Origin of the sequence: Bradyrhizobium sp. 1(2017) (assembly GCF_011602485.2) — a bacterium.
GTDB lineage: Bacteria > Pseudomonadota > Alphaproteobacteria > Rhizobiales > Xanthobacteraceae > Bradyrhizobium.
Genome location: NZ_CP050022.2, coordinates 1672867 through 1689016, shown reverse-complemented (window position 1 = coordinate 1689016; position 16150 = coordinate 1672867). Strand labels below are relative to the sequence as shown.

14 protein-coding genes are annotated in these 16150 nt (G+C 66.5%); 4 read left to right on the top strand and 10 right to left on the bottom strand.

Going from position 1 to position 16150, the window contains the following annotated elements; all coding sequences use genetic code 11:
• Positions 1 to 123 precede the first annotated feature (123 nt).
• From HAP40_RS08115 to HAP40_RS08100, 4 genes are all read right to left on the bottom strand, one after another.
• The gene (locus tag HAP40_RS08115) at positions 124 to 2442 is read right to left on the bottom strand and encodes a xanthine dehydrogenase family protein molybdopterin-binding subunit (RefSeq protein ID WP_166818297.1); all 2319 of its coding nucleotides are present in this window, start codon (positions 2440 to 2442) and stop codon (positions 124 to 126) included.
• 126 nt (positions 2443 to 2568) lie between these two features.
• Positions 2569 to 3672, bottom strand: a complete 1104-nt coding sequence (locus HAP40_RS08110) for a S1C family serine protease (RefSeq protein ID WP_166818298.1) — start codon at positions 3670 to 3672, stop codon at positions 2569 to 2571.
• 167 nt (positions 3673 to 3839) lie between these two features.
• The gene (locus tag HAP40_RS08105) at positions 3840 to 4715 is read right to left on the bottom strand and encodes a dihydrodipicolinate synthase family protein (RefSeq protein WP_166818299.1); all 876 of its coding nucleotides are present in this window, start codon (positions 4713 to 4715) and stop codon (positions 3840 to 3842) included.
• Positions 4716 to 4771: 56 nt separating this feature from the next.
• The gene (locus tag HAP40_RS08100) at positions 4772 to 5737 is read right to left on the bottom strand and encodes a VOC family protein (protein WP_166818300.1); all 966 of its coding nucleotides are present in this window, start codon (positions 5735 to 5737) and stop codon (positions 4772 to 4774) included.
• A gap of 192 nt (positions 5738 to 5929) precedes the next feature.
• Here HAP40_RS08100 and HAP40_RS08095 point away from each other — a divergent pair, with 192 nt between their 5' ends.
• Complete coding sequence (locus tag HAP40_RS08095) at positions 5930 to 6796, top strand: S1C family serine protease (RefSeq protein ID WP_166818301.1); 867 nt, start codon at positions 5930 to 5932, stop codon at positions 6794 to 6796.
• A complete protein-coding gene (locus tag HAP40_RS08090; RefSeq protein ID WP_166818302.1) occupies positions 6793 to 7164 on the top strand; it encodes a response regulator transcription factor in 372 nt (123 codons plus the stop codon). The genes HAP40_RS08095 and HAP40_RS08090 overlap by 4 nt, the downstream gene beginning before the upstream one ends.
• Here the strand turns inward: HAP40_RS08090 and HAP40_RS08085 are convergent.
• The 4 genes from HAP40_RS08085 to HAP40_RS08070 all read right to left on the bottom strand — a co-directional run bounded on the left by HAP40_RS08085 (position 7159) and on the right by HAP40_RS08070 (position 12104).
• Complete coding sequence (locus HAP40_RS08085; RefSeq protein ID WP_166818303.1) at positions 7159 to 8229, bottom strand: sensor histidine kinase; 1071 nt, start codon at positions 8227 to 8229, stop codon at positions 7159 to 7161. The two genes, HAP40_RS08090 and HAP40_RS08085, sit on opposite strands and share 6 nt — an antisense overlap.
• A complete protein-coding gene (locus tag HAP40_RS08080; protein WP_166818304.1) occupies positions 8216 to 8908 on the bottom strand; it encodes a response regulator transcription factor in 693 nt (230 codons plus the stop codon). The genes HAP40_RS08085 and HAP40_RS08080 overlap by 14 nt, the downstream gene beginning before the upstream one ends.
• Positions 8909 to 9005: 97 nt before the next feature.
• Positions 9006 to 9563 (bottom strand): hypothetical protein, encoded by a 558-nt coding sequence (locus tag HAP40_RS08075; RefSeq protein WP_166818305.1) that lies wholly within the window; start codon positions 9561 to 9563, stop codon positions 9006 to 9008.
• A 207-nt stretch (positions 9564 to 9770) separates the two neighbouring features.
• Positions 9771 to 12104 (bottom strand): Tex family protein, encoded by a 2334-nt coding sequence (locus tag HAP40_RS08070; protein ID WP_166818306.1) that lies wholly within the window; start codon positions 12102 to 12104, stop codon positions 9771 to 9773.
• Between the two features lie 287 nt (positions 12105 to 12391).
• Between HAP40_RS08070 and HAP40_RS08065 the strand changes: the two genes are divergently transcribed.
• Positions 12392 to 13501, top strand: a complete 1110-nt coding sequence (locus HAP40_RS08065) for a ring-opening amidohydrolase (RefSeq protein ID WP_166818307.1) — start codon at positions 12392 to 12394, stop codon at positions 13499 to 13501.
• Between the two features lie 128 nt (positions 13502 to 13629).
• Complete coding sequence (locus HAP40_RS08060) at positions 13630 to 15105, top strand: amidase (RefSeq protein WP_166818308.1); 1476 nt, start codon at positions 13630 to 13632, stop codon at positions 15103 to 15105.
• 12 nt (positions 15106 to 15117) lie between these two features.
• Here HAP40_RS08060 and HAP40_RS08055 read toward each other — a convergent pair whose 3' ends face one another.
• Both HAP40_RS08055 and HAP40_RS08050 read right to left on the bottom strand, forming a co-directional pair.
• Positions 15118 to 15663, bottom strand: a complete 546-nt coding sequence (locus HAP40_RS08055; protein ID WP_166818309.1) for a peptidoglycan-binding domain-containing protein — start codon at positions 15661 to 15663, stop codon at positions 15118 to 15120.
• 115 nt (positions 15664 to 15778) lie between these two features.
• Positions 15779 to 16096, bottom strand: a complete 318-nt coding sequence (locus HAP40_RS08050; RefSeq protein ID WP_166818310.1) for a hypothetical protein — start codon at positions 16094 to 16096, stop codon at positions 15779 to 15781.
• Between the last annotated feature and the right edge of the window lie 54 nt (positions 16097 to 16150).

Below are 16150 nucleotides of genomic sequence, written 5' to 3'. Positions count from 1 at the left end.
GGGACCCATGAGAGGAAGCGTGGCGCAAGCTGGTCATGACCAATCTTCGCCAAACTGGATTCGGTGGTTATGGGTCCCGGCTTGCGCCGGGACGACACCGAGTTTGAGGCTTCAGCTGAGTCCCTAACCCACCTTCGCGTCCCGGATCGCCTGCCAGATCTTCTGCGGCGTCAGCGGCGTGTTCAGCTGGGTGACGCCAAGTTCGGCGAGCGCGTCCATCACGCCGTTGGTGACGCAAGGCGGGCCGCCGATGGCGCCGGATTCGCCGCAGCCCTTGGCGCCGAGCGGATTGGTGCGGCAGGGCGCGGAATCGTCCAGCGTCACCACGATCGGCGGCACGTCGTCGGCGCGCGGGATGCAGTAATCCTGGTAGCTCGCGGTGAGCAGTTGACCGTCGGCGTCGTAGGACACGCCCTCATAAAGCGCCTGGCCGATGCCCTGCGCGACGCCGCCATGGATCTGCCCCGTCACCAGCATCGGGTTGACGGCGACACCGACGTCGTCGACCGTGGTGTAGCGCACCACGCGGGAGACGCCGGTCTCGGGGTCGATCTCGATTTCGCAGATATGCGTGCCGTTCGGCCAGCTCGGACCATCGACCTCGCCCTCGGAATCCACGCTGAGCTTGGCGCCGTTCTCCTTCTCGGCAAGATCGAACAGGCTGATGCGGCGATCGGTGCCGACCACGGTGAGCATGCCGCCCTGATATTCGATGTCCTCGACGGAGGTCTCCAGCACGTTCGCCGCCTTCTCGCGCGCCTTCTGGATCAGATCGTTGGAGGAGACCGCAACGGCCGTGCCGCCGACGAACAGCGAACGCGAGCCGACGCTGCCAAAACCCATCGCAAGATCGGTGTCGCCCTGGATGACATCGATCTTTTCCATGGGGATGCCGAGCGTGTCGGAGATCATCTGGGTGTAGGTGGTCTGCAGGCCCTGCCCCATCGCCATGGTGCCGGAATGCAGGACGACGCGGCCTTGAGAGGTCGCATGCAGGCTGACCTTCTCGGTGTGGGCGCGGCCGCCGGTCCATTCGATATAGGAGGTGAGCCCGCGGCCGTAGAGCAGGCCCTTCTTCTTGGCCGCCTTCTTGCGCGCGGCAAAGCCGTCCCAGTCCGCAAGCTTCACGGCCCGGTCGAGCATATGCGCGAAGGCGCCGGAATCGTAGACCTGGCCCGCCGCATTGGTGTAGGGCAGCTGCGCCGGCTTGATGTAGTTGGCTTTGCGGATCGCGCGCGGATCCACGCCGATTTTTCGCGCAGCAGCGTCGAACAGGCGCTCGACGATGAACACCGCCTCGGGGCGGCCGGCGCCGCGATAGGCACCGACCGGCGCGGTGTGCGTCATCACCGACTGGACCTCGAAATGCACCAGCGGCAAATCGTAGACGCCGGTCTGCACGAACGGCCCGAGCACCAGCGGAATGATGTTCGCCGCGCCCGAGGAATAGGCGCCGGTGCAGCCGATCGACTTGACGCGATAGGCCAGCACCTTGCCCTTTTCATCCAGTGCGAAGGACGCCGTCGAGGTGAGATCGCGGCCGTGGGTGCCGCCGACGAACTCGTCGGTGCGGTCGCCGCGCCAGCGGATCTTCTTGTTCAGCTTGGTTGCCGCGTAGGCGACGATGCCATCTTCCGGATAGAGGTTGGTCTTCTGGCCAAAGCCGCCGCCGATGTCGCCGACCAGCACGCGCACGCTGTCCTTCGGACGCTTCAGCACGGCTTCTGCCAGCACGTCGCGGGTCGAGGCTGGCGTCTGCGACTGCACGTGCAGGAGAAGACGGCCGGTCTTGTCGATCTCGGCAATGGTCGAGCGCGGCTCCATCGCCGAGGGCACCAGGCGCTGGCTGACGATGTCGAGCTCGACGGTGTGCGCCGCCCTGGCAAACGCCTCGTCCACCTTGGCGGCATCGCCGTAAGCCATGGCGCCGACGATGTTGTCCGGCGCCTCCGGCCACACCACGGGCGCGCCGGGCTTCACCGCCTCGACGGGATCGACCACGGCGGGCTGCACGTCATATTCGACCACGATCGCTTCGGCCGCGCTCTGTGCCTCGGCACGCGACGACGCCACCACGGCGGCCACGGCCTCGCCGGCATAGCGCACGATTTCATGGGCCAGCAGCCGGCGCGGCGGCACCGTCATCGGCTTGCCGTCGGGGCGCTTGAAGATGCTCAGCGTCGGAATGGTGCCGATGTCGTCCTTGACGAGGTCGGCGCCGGTGTAGATTGCGGCGACGCCGGGCATTGCGGCCGCAGCACTGGTCTCGACCGAGACGATCTTCGCGTGGGCGTGCGGCGAGCGAAGCACGTGCAACCACAGCGCGCCCTCCTCCGGCTTGTCGTCGATGAACTGTCCCTTCCCGGTGAGCAGCCTCTGGTCTTCCAAACGCTTGACGGGCTGCCCCGCTCCGAAACGCAAATTGCCGGGAAGAATGTTCATTCCGTTATGTCCTTGAAATCCGGAAAACGACCGCGGCGGTTTTAGCCGATTTCGCAGTCGATTCAACCGACCCGCAGCACATCTGCATTGCGTGCCACGCCCGCTTTGGCCGCGCAGATTGCCGGCTCAGGAACGCGCGATGTCGATGATGCCTACATTCACGTCGCGGGTGTCCGAACCCCGCTTGACGGTGAGGCGGACGGTCTTCCCGGCCCCGGCCTGCTCAAGCGCATCGGTCAGATCGGCGAGGCGCCGCACCGGCTTGCCTTCGACGGCGGTGATGATGTCTCCGACCGCTCCGGTTGAAAAATTGACACCGCGAATCCCTGCCCGCTCGGCCGGACTGCCGGGCGCGGTCCGCACCACGATCACCCCTTCGACGCCAAGCCGGGTCGCGACATCCTCGCCGGCAGCCACGATGCCGATGCCTGGCGTCGGCACGCGGCCGCTGCGGATGAGTTCGGGGACAATCCGGTTCACGACATCGACCGGCACCGCAAAGCCTATGCCGGCATTCGAACCGGACGGCGAGATGATCGCCGTGGTGACGCCGATCAGGCGGCCGGCCGAATCCAGCAACGGTCCGCCCGAATTGCCCGGGTTGATCGCGGCATCGGTCTGGATGACGTTGGCGATCTCCCGGCCGCCATGGGTCGGCAGCCTGCGCTTGAGCGCGCTGATGATGCCGCTGGTCATGGATTGATCCAGCCCGAAAGGATTGCCGATCGCGAAAGCGGATTGCCCGACCTTCAGGTCGTTCGAGCTGCCGAGCGCGATCGGCGGCGGAAGCTGGCGCGCGCTGCGGATCCGCAGCACCGCGAGATCGTAATTCGGGGCCCGGCCGACGAGATCGACCTCGGCCACCTCTCCCGACGCGAAGCGCACGGCGATCTCGTTGCCATTGGCAACGACATGATTGTTCGTCACCAGGTGCCCGTCGCGATCCCAGACGAAGCCCGTGCCGGAAGCGTCGCCGCCCTGGCCTTCCTCGCCCATGAGAGGATTGGCATCCGACTTGACGGCAACCTGGACGACCGAAGGCGATACGCGCTCGAAGATTTCGATGGTCGCCTTTTCGCCATCGGACAGCGGCCCGCGCTGCTCGACGGCACGTGCGGAGGGCGCCGCCCATGGGACATACGAGATCGGCACATGCAGGATTTTCGCGGAGGTGATGGCGAGCAGCAGGGCGGCGAAGACCGCCGCGGCAATCGCATGGCGACGATTCATCGGGGATCACCGTCTCTTGTGCAAAAATACGATGTCGGGACGCACATGCATGGGGTGACAGATCTCGCTCACGCAGCAACGTCACAACCGAACGGAAGTTTCTCCAAGAAGTAAGGACCTTTTTGCGTCCGTCACGGAGCCGGGGCAAATTGCCGCGCGGCAAACGGCTATTTCAGCTCGCGCAGCGCCGCTTCCACGGCCTTGCGCGCGTCGGCCGCCAGCGGGACCTGCGGCAGGACGGGATCGCCGACATCGTAGCCCTGGCTCGCCAACCCCGCCTTGATACAGGCGGCGAGATTGAAGCGAGCGAAGGCCTCGTTGATGCGCCAAAGCCCGCGCTGGAGCGCCATGGCCTCATCCCATCGGCCCGCCTTGCAGAGATCGTAGAGCGCAACGCTCTGGCGCGGGATGATGCAGGCAGGTCCCGCCATCCAGCCGAGGCCGCCGATCAGCATCACCGCCGCGGGAATATGGGCGGAGGCCGAGAACACGCGCAGAGCATCGCCACAGCGGTTCATGATCGAGAGCAGCCGCCCGGTGTTGGTCGAAGCATCCTTGATGTACCTGATGCGCGGATGTTCGGCGAGGCGCGCGATAACGTCGAGCGTGAGATCGGAGCGTTGGAATTGCGGATTGGTGTAGATGACGACGGGGATGTCCACGGCATCGGCGATGGCGCGGAAGTAGGATTCCACTTGCGCGTCGGCGAGCGGAAAATAAGCCTCCAGGATCGCCAGGATGCCGTTGGCACCGAGCTTCTGATACGCCCTCGCCTGCGCCACCGCGTCGGCCGTCGAGGTGGAGGCGACGCCGGCCACAACCGGCACACGCCCCTTCGCGGCCTCGATCGTGGTCTGCACGATCGCCAAGCGCTGCGCCGCATTGAGATAGGCGAACTCGCCGGTCGAGCCCAGCGGCGTCAGGCCGTGGACACCAGCCCCGATCAGATCGTCGCAGAGCCTGCCGAGCACTTCGGTGCGCACCGTGCCGTCGGCATCGACAGGCGAGACGAGATAGGGGAAGACGCCGTGGAATTCGGACATATCGGATGTAGATCCCGGAGCTGTTTGCCCGGTATTACCAATGCCCGCGCCGGCGATCAAACCCTGAGCAGCCGCACACGCGTGCCCCAGGGATCGATTGCCTCGACGCCGTCCGCGATCGTCGTGACTTTCACACCCCCCTTGCGCAGGCGCTCTTCCTGGGCGGCGAGCACCTCCTGTTTGGCCATCACCAGCGAGAACCAGGCGAGACCCGTGCTCTGATCGTCGCGTTCGCCCGCGCCCTGGCTCTGCCAGACGTTCATGCCGAGGTGATGGTGGTAGCGGCCCGACGACAGGAACGCCGCGCCGTTGCGCTTGCGGGTCGATTCGAGACCGATCGTGCCGTGATAGAAACGCTCGGCCTGCGCGAGATCGCCGACGCGCAGATGCATGTGGCCGACGCGCATTCCATCCGGCGCCTTGGCATAGTCGGGAACACGCGGGTTGGTCAGCGACAGCAAATCGGGGATGTTGAGCTCGTCGGTCGCCATCTTCACGCTGCCCTCGCTCCACTGCCATTGCGAGGGATCGCGATCGGCATAGACCTCGATGCCGTTGCCTTCGGGGTCGTCGAGATAGACGGATTCAGAGACGAGGTGATCGGCAAATCCCGACAGCGGCACGCGATGTGAGGCGGCTGCGACCAGCCAGCGTGCGAGGTCCTTCCGCGTCGGCATCAGGAAGGCGGTGTGGTAGAGGCCGGCGGCGGTGCGCGGCTCGATCGCCGCATCGGGGCGGGCTTCCAGCACCAGCAGCGTGACGCCGGCCGTCCCGAGCCTCGCTGCGGCGCCTGAGCGCTCTATCACGGTGAGCCCGATCACGTCGCGATAGTAGTCGGCCACCTTGTCGAGATTCTTGACCCGGAGCGTCACCGAGCCGACCCGCATCGGCGTGCGGCTGGCATAGGTCGGCCCGCCGCCCTGCACATTGCCCTCGGCGCGCGCCGCCCCTGCAGCCGCCATCGCAAGCGAGGTCGCACCGGCAAGCTGAAGCAGGATGCGACGGGTGAGATCGATGGTCATCGGTCGGGGCTCGCTGAAATGGCTGAGGCCGTGCGGCGTGATGTCGGGCTGATTGCTACACGTTCCCGTGAGCGGCTCCCAATCACATGTTCGTCGGCCTTGGCCTTGCGGAAGCCCCCATGTCCTGACCACCCGGCCAGTTTCGCAACCGCCTGCGACGTCCCAGATTGGGGTCAACTACAGGAGCCTGCCATGACCGACCGTACCGCCCTGTCTTCCCTGTCGTCCGCGCTTGCGGACGTCGTGGCGCACACCGCGCCGTCCGTCGTCGCGGTGCATTCGCACCGCGCCCGCGCCACCGGCTTCGCCTGGAAGGACGGACTGATCATTACTGCCGACGAAGCACTGGCCGAGGAAGGCGCAGTCGAGATCGACCTTCCCGACGGCAGCCGAGCGGCCGCCACGATCGCCGGCCGCGACCACACGACCGACATCGCGCTGCTGCGCACCGATGCCGCGATCGCGCCAATCAAGCTGGCGGCGACGGTCCCGCCCCTCGGGGCCCTATCGGTGGTGGTTGCCACCAACCGCGATACGCCGAGTGCGGCGCTCGGGATGGTATCGGCATCCGGCAAAAGCTGGCGCTCGTTACGCGGCGGCGACATCGACGCGCGGATCGAGCTCGATGTCCGCCTGCGCGGCAGCCAGCAGGGCGGGCTCGCGCTCGATGCATCGGGCGATGCCTTCGGCATGGCCGTGCTCGGACCGCGGCGGGTGCTGGTGATCCCGACCGCGACGATCGAGCGCGTCGCGCCCCAGCTCGAGGCGCGTGGCCGCATCGCACGCGGTTATCTCGGCCTCGGGCTCCAGCCCGTGCGGCTCGACGACGGTATCGGCGCGATGGTGATGAATGTCGACAAGGCCGGACCTTCGGCTGCCGCCGGCATCCGCCAGGGCGACGTGATCGTGGCAGTCAACGACCAGAAGCTCTCCGGCGTGCGCGCCTTGTCGCGGACGCTCGGACCGTCGAGCGTCGGCGCGGTGGTCGATGTCGCGGCACGCCGCGGCGGCGAGCCGGTCAGCTTCAAGGTCACGGTCGGCGAGAGGCCGGAGGCGTGAGCGAGGACAACGCCCCGGAGATCGTGCTGGCCCTGGAGATCGACGATCCCGCTCTCGCCGATCGCCTGGCGAAGCTGCTCGGCAACGTCACAGGGCTTCGCCTCGCCGCGCCAGGCGAAGCCGCCGCGGCAACCGTGGTCGCCCGTGATCCGCGCATCGTGCCCGGCGACATCGCATTGACCCAGCGCGAGCTCGACGTGCTGGCGCTGATGGCCGAGGGCGCCTCCAACAAGATGATCGCGCGCCAGCTCGGCATCTCCGTGCACACCGTGAAATTCCACGTCGGCTCGCTGCTCGACAAGCTCGATGCCACCGGCCGCACCGACGCGGTCGCGCATGCGGCGCGCCGCGGCGTGATCGAACTATGACGTCGCGGGGAAGCTGAGCTGGACCGTCAGCCCCGGCGCATTGTCGTGCAGCACGATCTCCGCGCCATGAAGGCGCGCAACTGCGGCAACGAGGCTGAGGCCGAGGCCATTGCCCGGCGTGTAGCGGCTCTGCTCGAGCCTGTAGAAGCGCTTGAACACGGAATCGCGTTCCTCAGCTGGGATCCCCGGGCCATCGTCGGCGATCGCGATCACTGCGCCACCATCGGCGCCGCGGCAGGTGACGGTCACCTGCCCGCCTTTGCGGCCGTGCTTGATCGCGTTGTCGACGAGATTGGCGATGGCATCGAACAGCAGGTCGCGGTCGCCTGTGACGGGCACCTCGCGGTCGCCCGCGAGGCTAAGCCTCGTCGCGACCTGTTCGGCGGCGGCATCGTAGAGCTCGACGACCTCGCCGGCGATTTCCGCGAGGTCGAGCGCACGAAACGCGCCGGTGCGCGCCCTTGTCTCGATCTCGGAGATCCGTGTGATGGAGGCAAACATGCCGAGCACGGCGTCGAGATCGGCGATGGTGTCGCCGATCAGCGCCGCATCGGCCTCGCCATTGCGCGGCGCATGATAGGCCTTCTCGAGCCGGCCGCGCATGCGCGTCAGCGGCGTGCGCAGATCGTGGGCGACGTTGTCGCTGACCTGCTTGACCTCGCCCATCAGCGTCTCGATGCGGTCGAGCATCTGGTTGAGGTTTTCGGCGACGCGGTCCCATTCGTCGTTGCTGCCGCGCAAGGGAATGCGCTGGTCGAGGCCTGCGAGCATGATGGCGCGGCTGGTGGCGTTGATCTGTTCGATCCGCCCGACGGTGCGCCGCGTCACCAGCACGGCCGCAAGCCCGGCAAGCACCAGAAGCAGCATGGCGACCGCTGCCATCGCGAGCTCGATCATGGCGGTAAATCCGTCATGATCGACGGCGGCGCCGAGCCGTCCCTCGACATAGGCGAGCGTGCCGAAATAGACGTAGGCCATGATCGCGGCGACGATGAGCCCGAACGCGGCGATCGCGATCAGCGCCAGGCGGAAGGTCGAGGAGCGGAGTGTCTTAGCCAGGAGCACGGAGGCAATATCCGATGCCGCGAATGGTGTGGATCAACGGATAGTCCTGCGCATCGTCGACCTTGCGGCGGACCCGCCCGACATAGACGTCGATGATGTTGGTGGAGGGATCGAAATGCAGGTCCCAGACATGCTGGAGCAGCATCGCGCGGGAGACGACGCGGCCCTCGTTGCGGACGAGATATTCGAGCAGCTGGAACTCGCGCGGCAGCAGCGGGATCCTGCGGCCGCGGCGGCTGGCGCTGCGCGCGATCAGATCGATGGCGAGGTCGCCGACGCGCAGCAGCGTCTCCTTGGCGATGGTCTCGCTGCGGCGGCCGAGCGCCTCGAGCCGCGCCAGCAGCTCGGTAAAGGAGAACGGCTTGACGAGATAGTCATCGCCGCCGGCGCGCAGGCCGCGCACGCGGTCGTCGACCTCGCCGAGAGCGGAGATGATGAGAAACGGAGCGGCGACACCGTCGTCGCGCAGCTGGCGCATCACGGTGATGCCGTCGATATCGGGCAGCATGCGGTCGATGGTGATCACGGCATAATCGCGCGAGGCGCCATGGCTCAGGGCTTCGCGCCCGCTGGCTGCGAGATCGACCTCGTAGCCGGAGGTCGTCAATTCCTCGACGAGCTGGCCTGCGGTTTCCGGATCGTCCTCGACGACCAGGATGCGGCGGTGACCACCGGTCATGCAAAACTCCGCGCGACAATCGCCACCAGACTATCCCGTTCCGGGGCTGAGCGGAACCGCCCGGTGGCGATCGCGACAATGGTGCGCTACGGCGATGCTAGTACCAACCGTCTCCGCACACATTGACCCATTGCCACCCATAGGGCGTCAAGCTCCTGCGCCAGCAGCCATCGTCGTAATAGTTGTAATAATTGGCGTAGTAGTAGGGCGCGCCGAAGAAGGCGAACCGGTTGAAGCGGTGACGGTGGAAGAAGGCATGGCGGCCAATGAACGGCCTGCCGTGCCAGCCCGGGCCAGCAAACCGCGGGCCGAAGGCGGCGCGGGTCGCTAATGGTGCACCGGCAAAGCGCGGCCCCATGGCAGCACGGGCGGCCATTGGCGGGCCGGCGAAGCGGGCGCCACCGAAACGAGCACCACCCATGCCGCCAAATCGCATGCCGCCGCCACCCATACCGCCGACGTGCATACCGCCTCCGCGCATTCCTCCGCCGAAGCCGCCCGCGTGCATTCCGCCACCACCGAAGCCACCACCGCCGAAGCCGCCACCCCCGTGACCTCCGCCACCACCGCCGCCACGGGCCAGCACCGGCGAAGCGAGCGCCATTGCAGCGGCGACCGTCACCGCGGTAAAGCCTTTGAGAAGCCTGTCGTTCATCGAAGCATCCTCCGTGCTGCGCGGCAGTCTTCGTGCCGCGCGAGGAGGATCAGATGAGGCGGACGGGCCGTCCGCTTCAACTTACAAATGCGCCAGATTCTGACGCGCAAGTTAGGGAGGCGAGCTCCCTCCCCCGCGAGGAGTCCCGTCACTGGAAATCCGCGCGCTGCGATCCCTCCCCGCTGAAGAGCGGGGCGAGATTAAGAGCTACGCCCGCTTGCCGTTGTTCTTCTCCGCCGCGCGGCGCATCGCTTCGGCGAGGGCGCCGCCGCCGGAAGACTCCTGCTTGCGCGGCGCCGACGACGTCATGCGGGACGTGTTGCGCGTGTTGTCGCGCTGCATGCCGGGGGCGTCCTTCTTGGCGCCGACCTCGTCGTCGAGCCGCAGCGTGAGCGAGATGCGCTTACGGGCGACCTCGAAGTCCAGCACCTTCACCTTGACGATGTCACCGGGCTTCACCACCTCGCGCGGATCCTTGATGTAATTCTTGGACATCGCCGAGATGTGCACGAGGCCGTCCTGGTGCACGCCGATGTCGACGAAGGCGCCGAAGGCGGCGACGTTGGTCACGGTGCCCTCGAGGATCATGCCCTTCTGGAGATCCTTGATCTCCTCGACGCCTTCCTTGAACACCGCGGCCTTGAACGCGGGGCGCGGGTCGCGGCCGGGCTTTTCGAGTTCGCGCAGGATGTCGGTGACGGTCGGCAGGCCGAAGGTCTCGTCGACGAAATCCTTGGGCTTCAGCGTACGAACGATCTCGCTGCTCCCGATCAGCGCCTTGATGTCGCTCTTGGTGGCCGCGAGGATCCGGCGTACCACGGGATAGGCTTCCGGATGCACGCCGGATGCGTCGAGCGGGTCCTCGCCGCCGAGGATGCGCAGGAAGCCGGCGCACTGCTCGAACGCCTTGGGCCCGAGCCGCGGCACTTCCTTGAGTGCCTTGCGCGACTTGAACGGTCCGTTGGCGTCGCGGTGCGCCACGATGCTCTGCGCAAGGCCGGAGCCCACGCCCGACACGCGCGCCAGCAGCGGTGCGGAGGCGGTGTTGACGTCGACGCCGACGGCGTTCACGCAATCTTCGACCACGGCATCGAGCGATTTGGCGAGCTTGGCCTGGCCGAGGTCGTGCTGGTATTGACCGACGCCGATCGCCTTGGGTTCGATCTTGACGAGCTCGGCGAGCGGATCCTGGAGCCGCCGCGCGATCGAGACCGCGCCGCGCAGGGTGACGTCGAGGCCCGGCAATTCCTCCGAGGCGAAAGCCGAGGCGGAATAGACCGAGGCGCCGGCTTCCGACACCACGATCTTGGACATCTTCAGCTCGGCCAGTCCTTTGACAAGGTCGGCCGCGAGCTTGTCAGTCTCGCGCGAGGCGGTGCCGTTGCCGATCGCGATCAGCTCGACACGGTGCTTCAGCGCGAGCCTGCCGAGAATCGCAAGCGACTCGTTCCACTGCCGCTGCGGCTCGTGCGGATAGATTACCGCGGTATCGACGACCTTGCCGGTCGCGTCGGTGACGGCGACCTTGACGCCGGTGCGATAGCCGGGATCGAGCCCCATGGTGGCGCGGGTGCCTGCCGGTGCGGCCAGCAAGAGGTCGCGCAAGTTGGAGGCGAACACGCGCACGGCCTCGGTCTCGGCCGCATTCCACAGCCGCATGCGCAGGTCAATGTTGAGATGCACCTGGATCTTCGTGCGCCAGGCCCAGCGCACGGTGTCGACCAGCCAGCGGTCACCGGCGCGCTTGAGGTCGGCGATGCCGAACCGCTTCATGATCCGCAGTTCATAGGCCCCCGGCACGCCCGGCGGCGGGGCTTCCGCCTCGGCCTGGATCTGCAGGTCGAGAACCTCTTCCTTCTCGCCGCGGAACATCGCGAGAATCCGGTGCGATGGCAGTTTGGTCAGCGGCTCGGAGAAATCAAAATAGTCGGCGAACTTCTCGCCTTCGGTCTTCTTACCGTCGCGTACCTTGGAGGCCATACGCGCATTGGTCCACATCTCCTCGCGCAACGCGCCGATCAGGTCGGCGTCCTCGTCGAAACGCTCGACCAGAATGGCGCGGGCGCCGTCGAGCGCCGCAGCGGCGTCGGCAACGCCTTTTTCGGCGTTGACGAAGCTTTCGGCCACGACCTTCGGATCGTTGCCGGGCTCCGTCATCAGCTGATTGGCGAGCGGCTCGAGGCCGGCTTCCTTGGCGATCTCGGCCTTGGTGCGGCGCTTCGGCTTGAACGGCAGATAGATGTCTTCGAGGCGGGCCTTGCTGTCGGCGGCGAGAATGGAGGCTTCGAGCGCCGCATCGAGCTTGCCCTGCTCGCGAACCGATTCGACGATCGCCTTGCGGCGGTCCTCGAGCTCGCGCAGGTACACCAGGCGCTCCTCCAGGGTGCGCAATTGCGCGTCGTCGAGCGCACCGGTCGCTTCCTTGCGGTAGCGCGCGATGAAGGGAACCGTGGCGCCGCCGTCGAGCAGCGTCACCGCCGCCTCGACCTGCTCGGCCCGAACCCCAAGCTCCTGCGCAATCTTCTGGTTGATATTTGCCACGCGAGAATCCCTCTATCCAAGCACGCGACACGGGGCGAACCACCGGGTCGCGGGACGCCGCTTATGGACCAAGCCGGGTTGATTCATCAAGGTGCGGCGGCGGGCCGTCGACAGACGATTTTTTGTTGAACCGATGCGATCTCGCCACATTCGTGGGGATGTGGCCGAGACGGCGCAGCATACTCCATCGTCGTCCTGGCGAAAGCCGGGAAGACGTCCGGGATTGACAGCAGCCTCCGTTCCACGGCTGGTGGACTGGCCGGGCCACCGAACTCTAAGGACCAGTCATGCGCATCACATCGGTCGGCGTCTTCAAGGTCGCCACCAAGGGCCCCGGCGACGTCTCCGGCCTCATGGATATGATCGGCTCCGGCACGATCGATCCGACATCCGTCCTGGCGATCCTCGGCAAGACCGAGGGCAATGGCGGCGTCAACGATTTCACCCGGGAGTATGCCGTCGCCGCGCTGTGCACGGCGTTGGCGCCGCGGCTCGGCCTGTCTCCGGAAGAGGTCGAGCAGCGCATCGCCTTCGTGATGTCCGGCGGCACCGAAGGTGTGCTCAGTCCACATATCACGGTGTTCACGCGGCGAGAGGCCGAACGCCCGGCAGGCATGACTGGCAAGCGCCTCAGCATCGGCATGGCACACACCCGCGATTTCCTCCCCGAAGAGCTCGGCCGCTCCGCGCAGATCACCGAGACCGCCAGGGCCGTGGAGGCCGCGATGGCAGACGCCGGAATCAGCGATCCTACCAACGTCCATTTCGTGCAGATCAAGTGCCCGCTGCTCACCAGCGATCGCGTCGAGGCAGCAGCTGCGCGCGGCAACAAGACGGTGACGAAGAGCTCCTACAGCTCGATGGCCTATTCGCGCGGCGCCTCCGCGCTCGGCGTTGCCGTTGCGCTCGGTGAGATCGCCTCCGATCTTCGCGACCAGGACGTGCTGCGGCGCTACGATCTGTTCTCGAAGGTCGCCTCCACCTCGGCCGGCATCGAGCTGATGCACAACGTCGTCATCGTGCTCGGCAATTCGGCGTCGTCGGTGAGCGCGTTCGAGATCGGGCACGCCGTGATGAACGATGCCATCGACGCCGCGGCGGTAATAGTGGCCCTGGAGAGCGTCGGACTCGGCATCGCGCCGCAAGCAATCAAGGGCCGCGAGCTCGTCAACATCTTCGCCAAGGCCGAGGCCTCGCCCGATGGCACCGTGCGTGGCTCTCGCCATACCATGCTGGAGGATACCGACATCAGCTCGACGCGCCACGCACGCGCCGCGGTCGGCGGGCTGATCGCGGGCCTTGCCGGCACCAGCGCGGTCTACGTGTCCGGCGGCGCCGAGCATCAGGGCCCGCCAGGCGGCGGACCAGTTGCAGTGATCGCACGACTGCCGGATTGAGACGGCGGTATCGACGCTTCCCGCCACCCCTCCGCCCCATGCAACCCTGCCCTTCGCGCCGGCTCAGTTGATTCAGGCGGGCCCTTGCGAAAGGAAGGGACGCCGCTACCCAAGGGGATTTTGACCACATGACTTTGCCGATGAGCTGGAATGAATGGGCGCAGCATGACGGCGTGGCGCTGGCCGGGCGCGTGCGCAAGGGCGAGCTGACGGCAAAGGACCTGGCGCGCCAGGCCGCGGCCGGCGTCGCCAAGGTCAATCCGTCGCTGTCAGGCGTGGTCGAGCTGTTCGAGGACGTGATCGCCGACCCCGCCAAGGATGGCGCCAACCTCTCCGGCCCATTTGCCGGCCTGCCCTTCCTGATGAAGGACCTGGGACCGACCATGAAGGGCCGGCTCCAGGAGATGGGCTCGTTGTTGATGCGCGGCAATCGCGCCAGCGCCGACACGTTCCTGACCGGAAAATTCCGCCAGGCGGGGCTCAACCTGATCGGGCGCACGACGACGCCTGAATTCGGTGTCTGCAGCTCGGCCGACAATCCCGCCGTCTACGTCACGCGCAATCCATGGAATATCGACTACACCACTTGCGGCTCGTCGGCGGGCAGCGCGGCGATGGTCGCGGCCGGCGTGGTGCCGATCGCGCATGCGACCGACGGCGGCGGCTCGATCCGCATTCCCGCCGGCGTCAACGGCAATATCGGGTTGAAGGTCTCGCGCGGCGTGTTCTCGCTCGCCCCGCACATGTCCGATCTCACCGGTCTCGTCTCGATCCAGGGCTGCCAGTCGCGCTCGGTGCGCGACACCGCCGCGTTCGTCGATCACGCGCGGGGACCCGCGCCCGGCGAGTTCATGCCGTTCTGGACTACGGCGCAGCCTTATTCCGAAATGATCAAGCGCGATCCCGGCAAGCTCCGCATCGCGCTCTCGCACAGCTGGGGCGATTACAGCGCGACGCCTGAGATCGCCGCCGAGCTGGAGAAGATCGGCCGCTTCCTCGAAGGCCTCGGCCATCACGTCGACTACGCCCTGCCCGAACTCGACTTCCGCGCCGCGTTCGCGGCACAGACCACCTGCTACATCTCGAACTTCGCGGTGGTGATTTCCAACATGCTCGCCGCGCGTGGGCTGGAAAAGCCGCCGGAAGATCTGATCGAGCCCATCAACATCCGCATCTGGGAGGCCGGCCGGCACACGAGCTTCGCCGAACGCGCGAGGATGCAGGGCGTGTTCAACACGACCTCGCGCGGCTTCGGCAGCTTCTTCGAGCAGTGGGACGTGATCCTGACGCCCATCACCGCGCTGCCGACGCCGAAGGTCGGCACCAGGGAATATCTCACCATCTCCGACAATCCCGATGTGCTCGACTGGTTCGGCAATCTCTGGCGCTTCTTCGCCTTCACGCCGCTCGCCAATCTCTGCGGCATGCCCGCGATCTCGATGCCGATGGCAACCCAGAACCACGGCCTGCCGCTCGGCATCCAGGCGATCGCCAAACAGGCCAATGACGGCCTGCTGCTGCAGCTCGCCGCCCAGATCGAGCGCGCGCTCGACGGCAAGTGGAACGGCGGCAAGAAGCCGAAGGTGCATGTGGGCAACGGCTGAGCCGGCGCGCGCTCATGGTTTTGCCTTGCTGCTCGCTTCCGGCGGCCATGCTCCCGTCGCCCTCGTATACTCGCTTTTCATTCGATCGAATGTGAGCGGTCCGATGATGCCATCACCCGGCAGGCTCTGGCCGACCTGGAAATCTACGATCGCCTTGCGGTAATCGCTGCCGGCACTGTCGTCGTCGACCGTACCCTTATACGTGCCAAGGCGTGACAGGACCGCCTTGCCGAGCCGCGGAGGAATCATATCGCGCGGCGCGGCGAAGTCCGGCAATGATTGCGGATTTTTGGCCAGCGCGGCGATCTTCTCCGCGTTGAACTGGTTGATGAGCCCGGCGTCGACGAGAAACTTGAGGTTCTGCGCAGCTTCTTTCTTGTCCGCGACGGCGAGCGCCTTCTCGATCAGCGAAAACTCGAACTTCTCGCGCTCGAGCCGCGTATTCCAAAAGCCCTGCAACACAGCGCCGACCCCGGTCCCGACCAGTCCGACGAGGGCCAACAGCAACGGCGAGGTGAGCCAGAACGGCGCGACGGATCTTGGTTCTGTGTCTGACATCGGAGACTCCGCGAGTTCTCCGGCCAGATTAGCGCGACGAGACGATCGACGGTAGTACCTGAAGCACGATACACGCGCCGCGGCCCCGCTCCGTCCATGGAATCGCCCGGCAGCCTCAGTTCTTCACCGCCGGAATCTCCTCGTTCGGCTGCTGCTGGCCCTGCTTGTACATCGCCAGCGCCTTGTCGAGGGCTTCGCGCAGCGCAAGCGCTGCGGCTACGCTGCAACGCAAGTGAGCGGTCTGGACCACGTCGACCCTGACGGCGGCACCGACCGGCATCAGCAGGTTGGCGGCGAGCTCGATCTGGATCGCGCCGTTGTGATGGCCGAAGCAGGAGGCGCCGTCGAAATAGACGATCGGCGCCCGCTCGGCGCTGGAGCTGGAAATGGTGACGGGCCCCTGGGCGGTCGAGGGCGTTTCGGGGTCGGTCATGGGCGCTCCTTGCAGCTACGCGTACGAAAAGAAGCCCCACCATCGTCGCTTCGG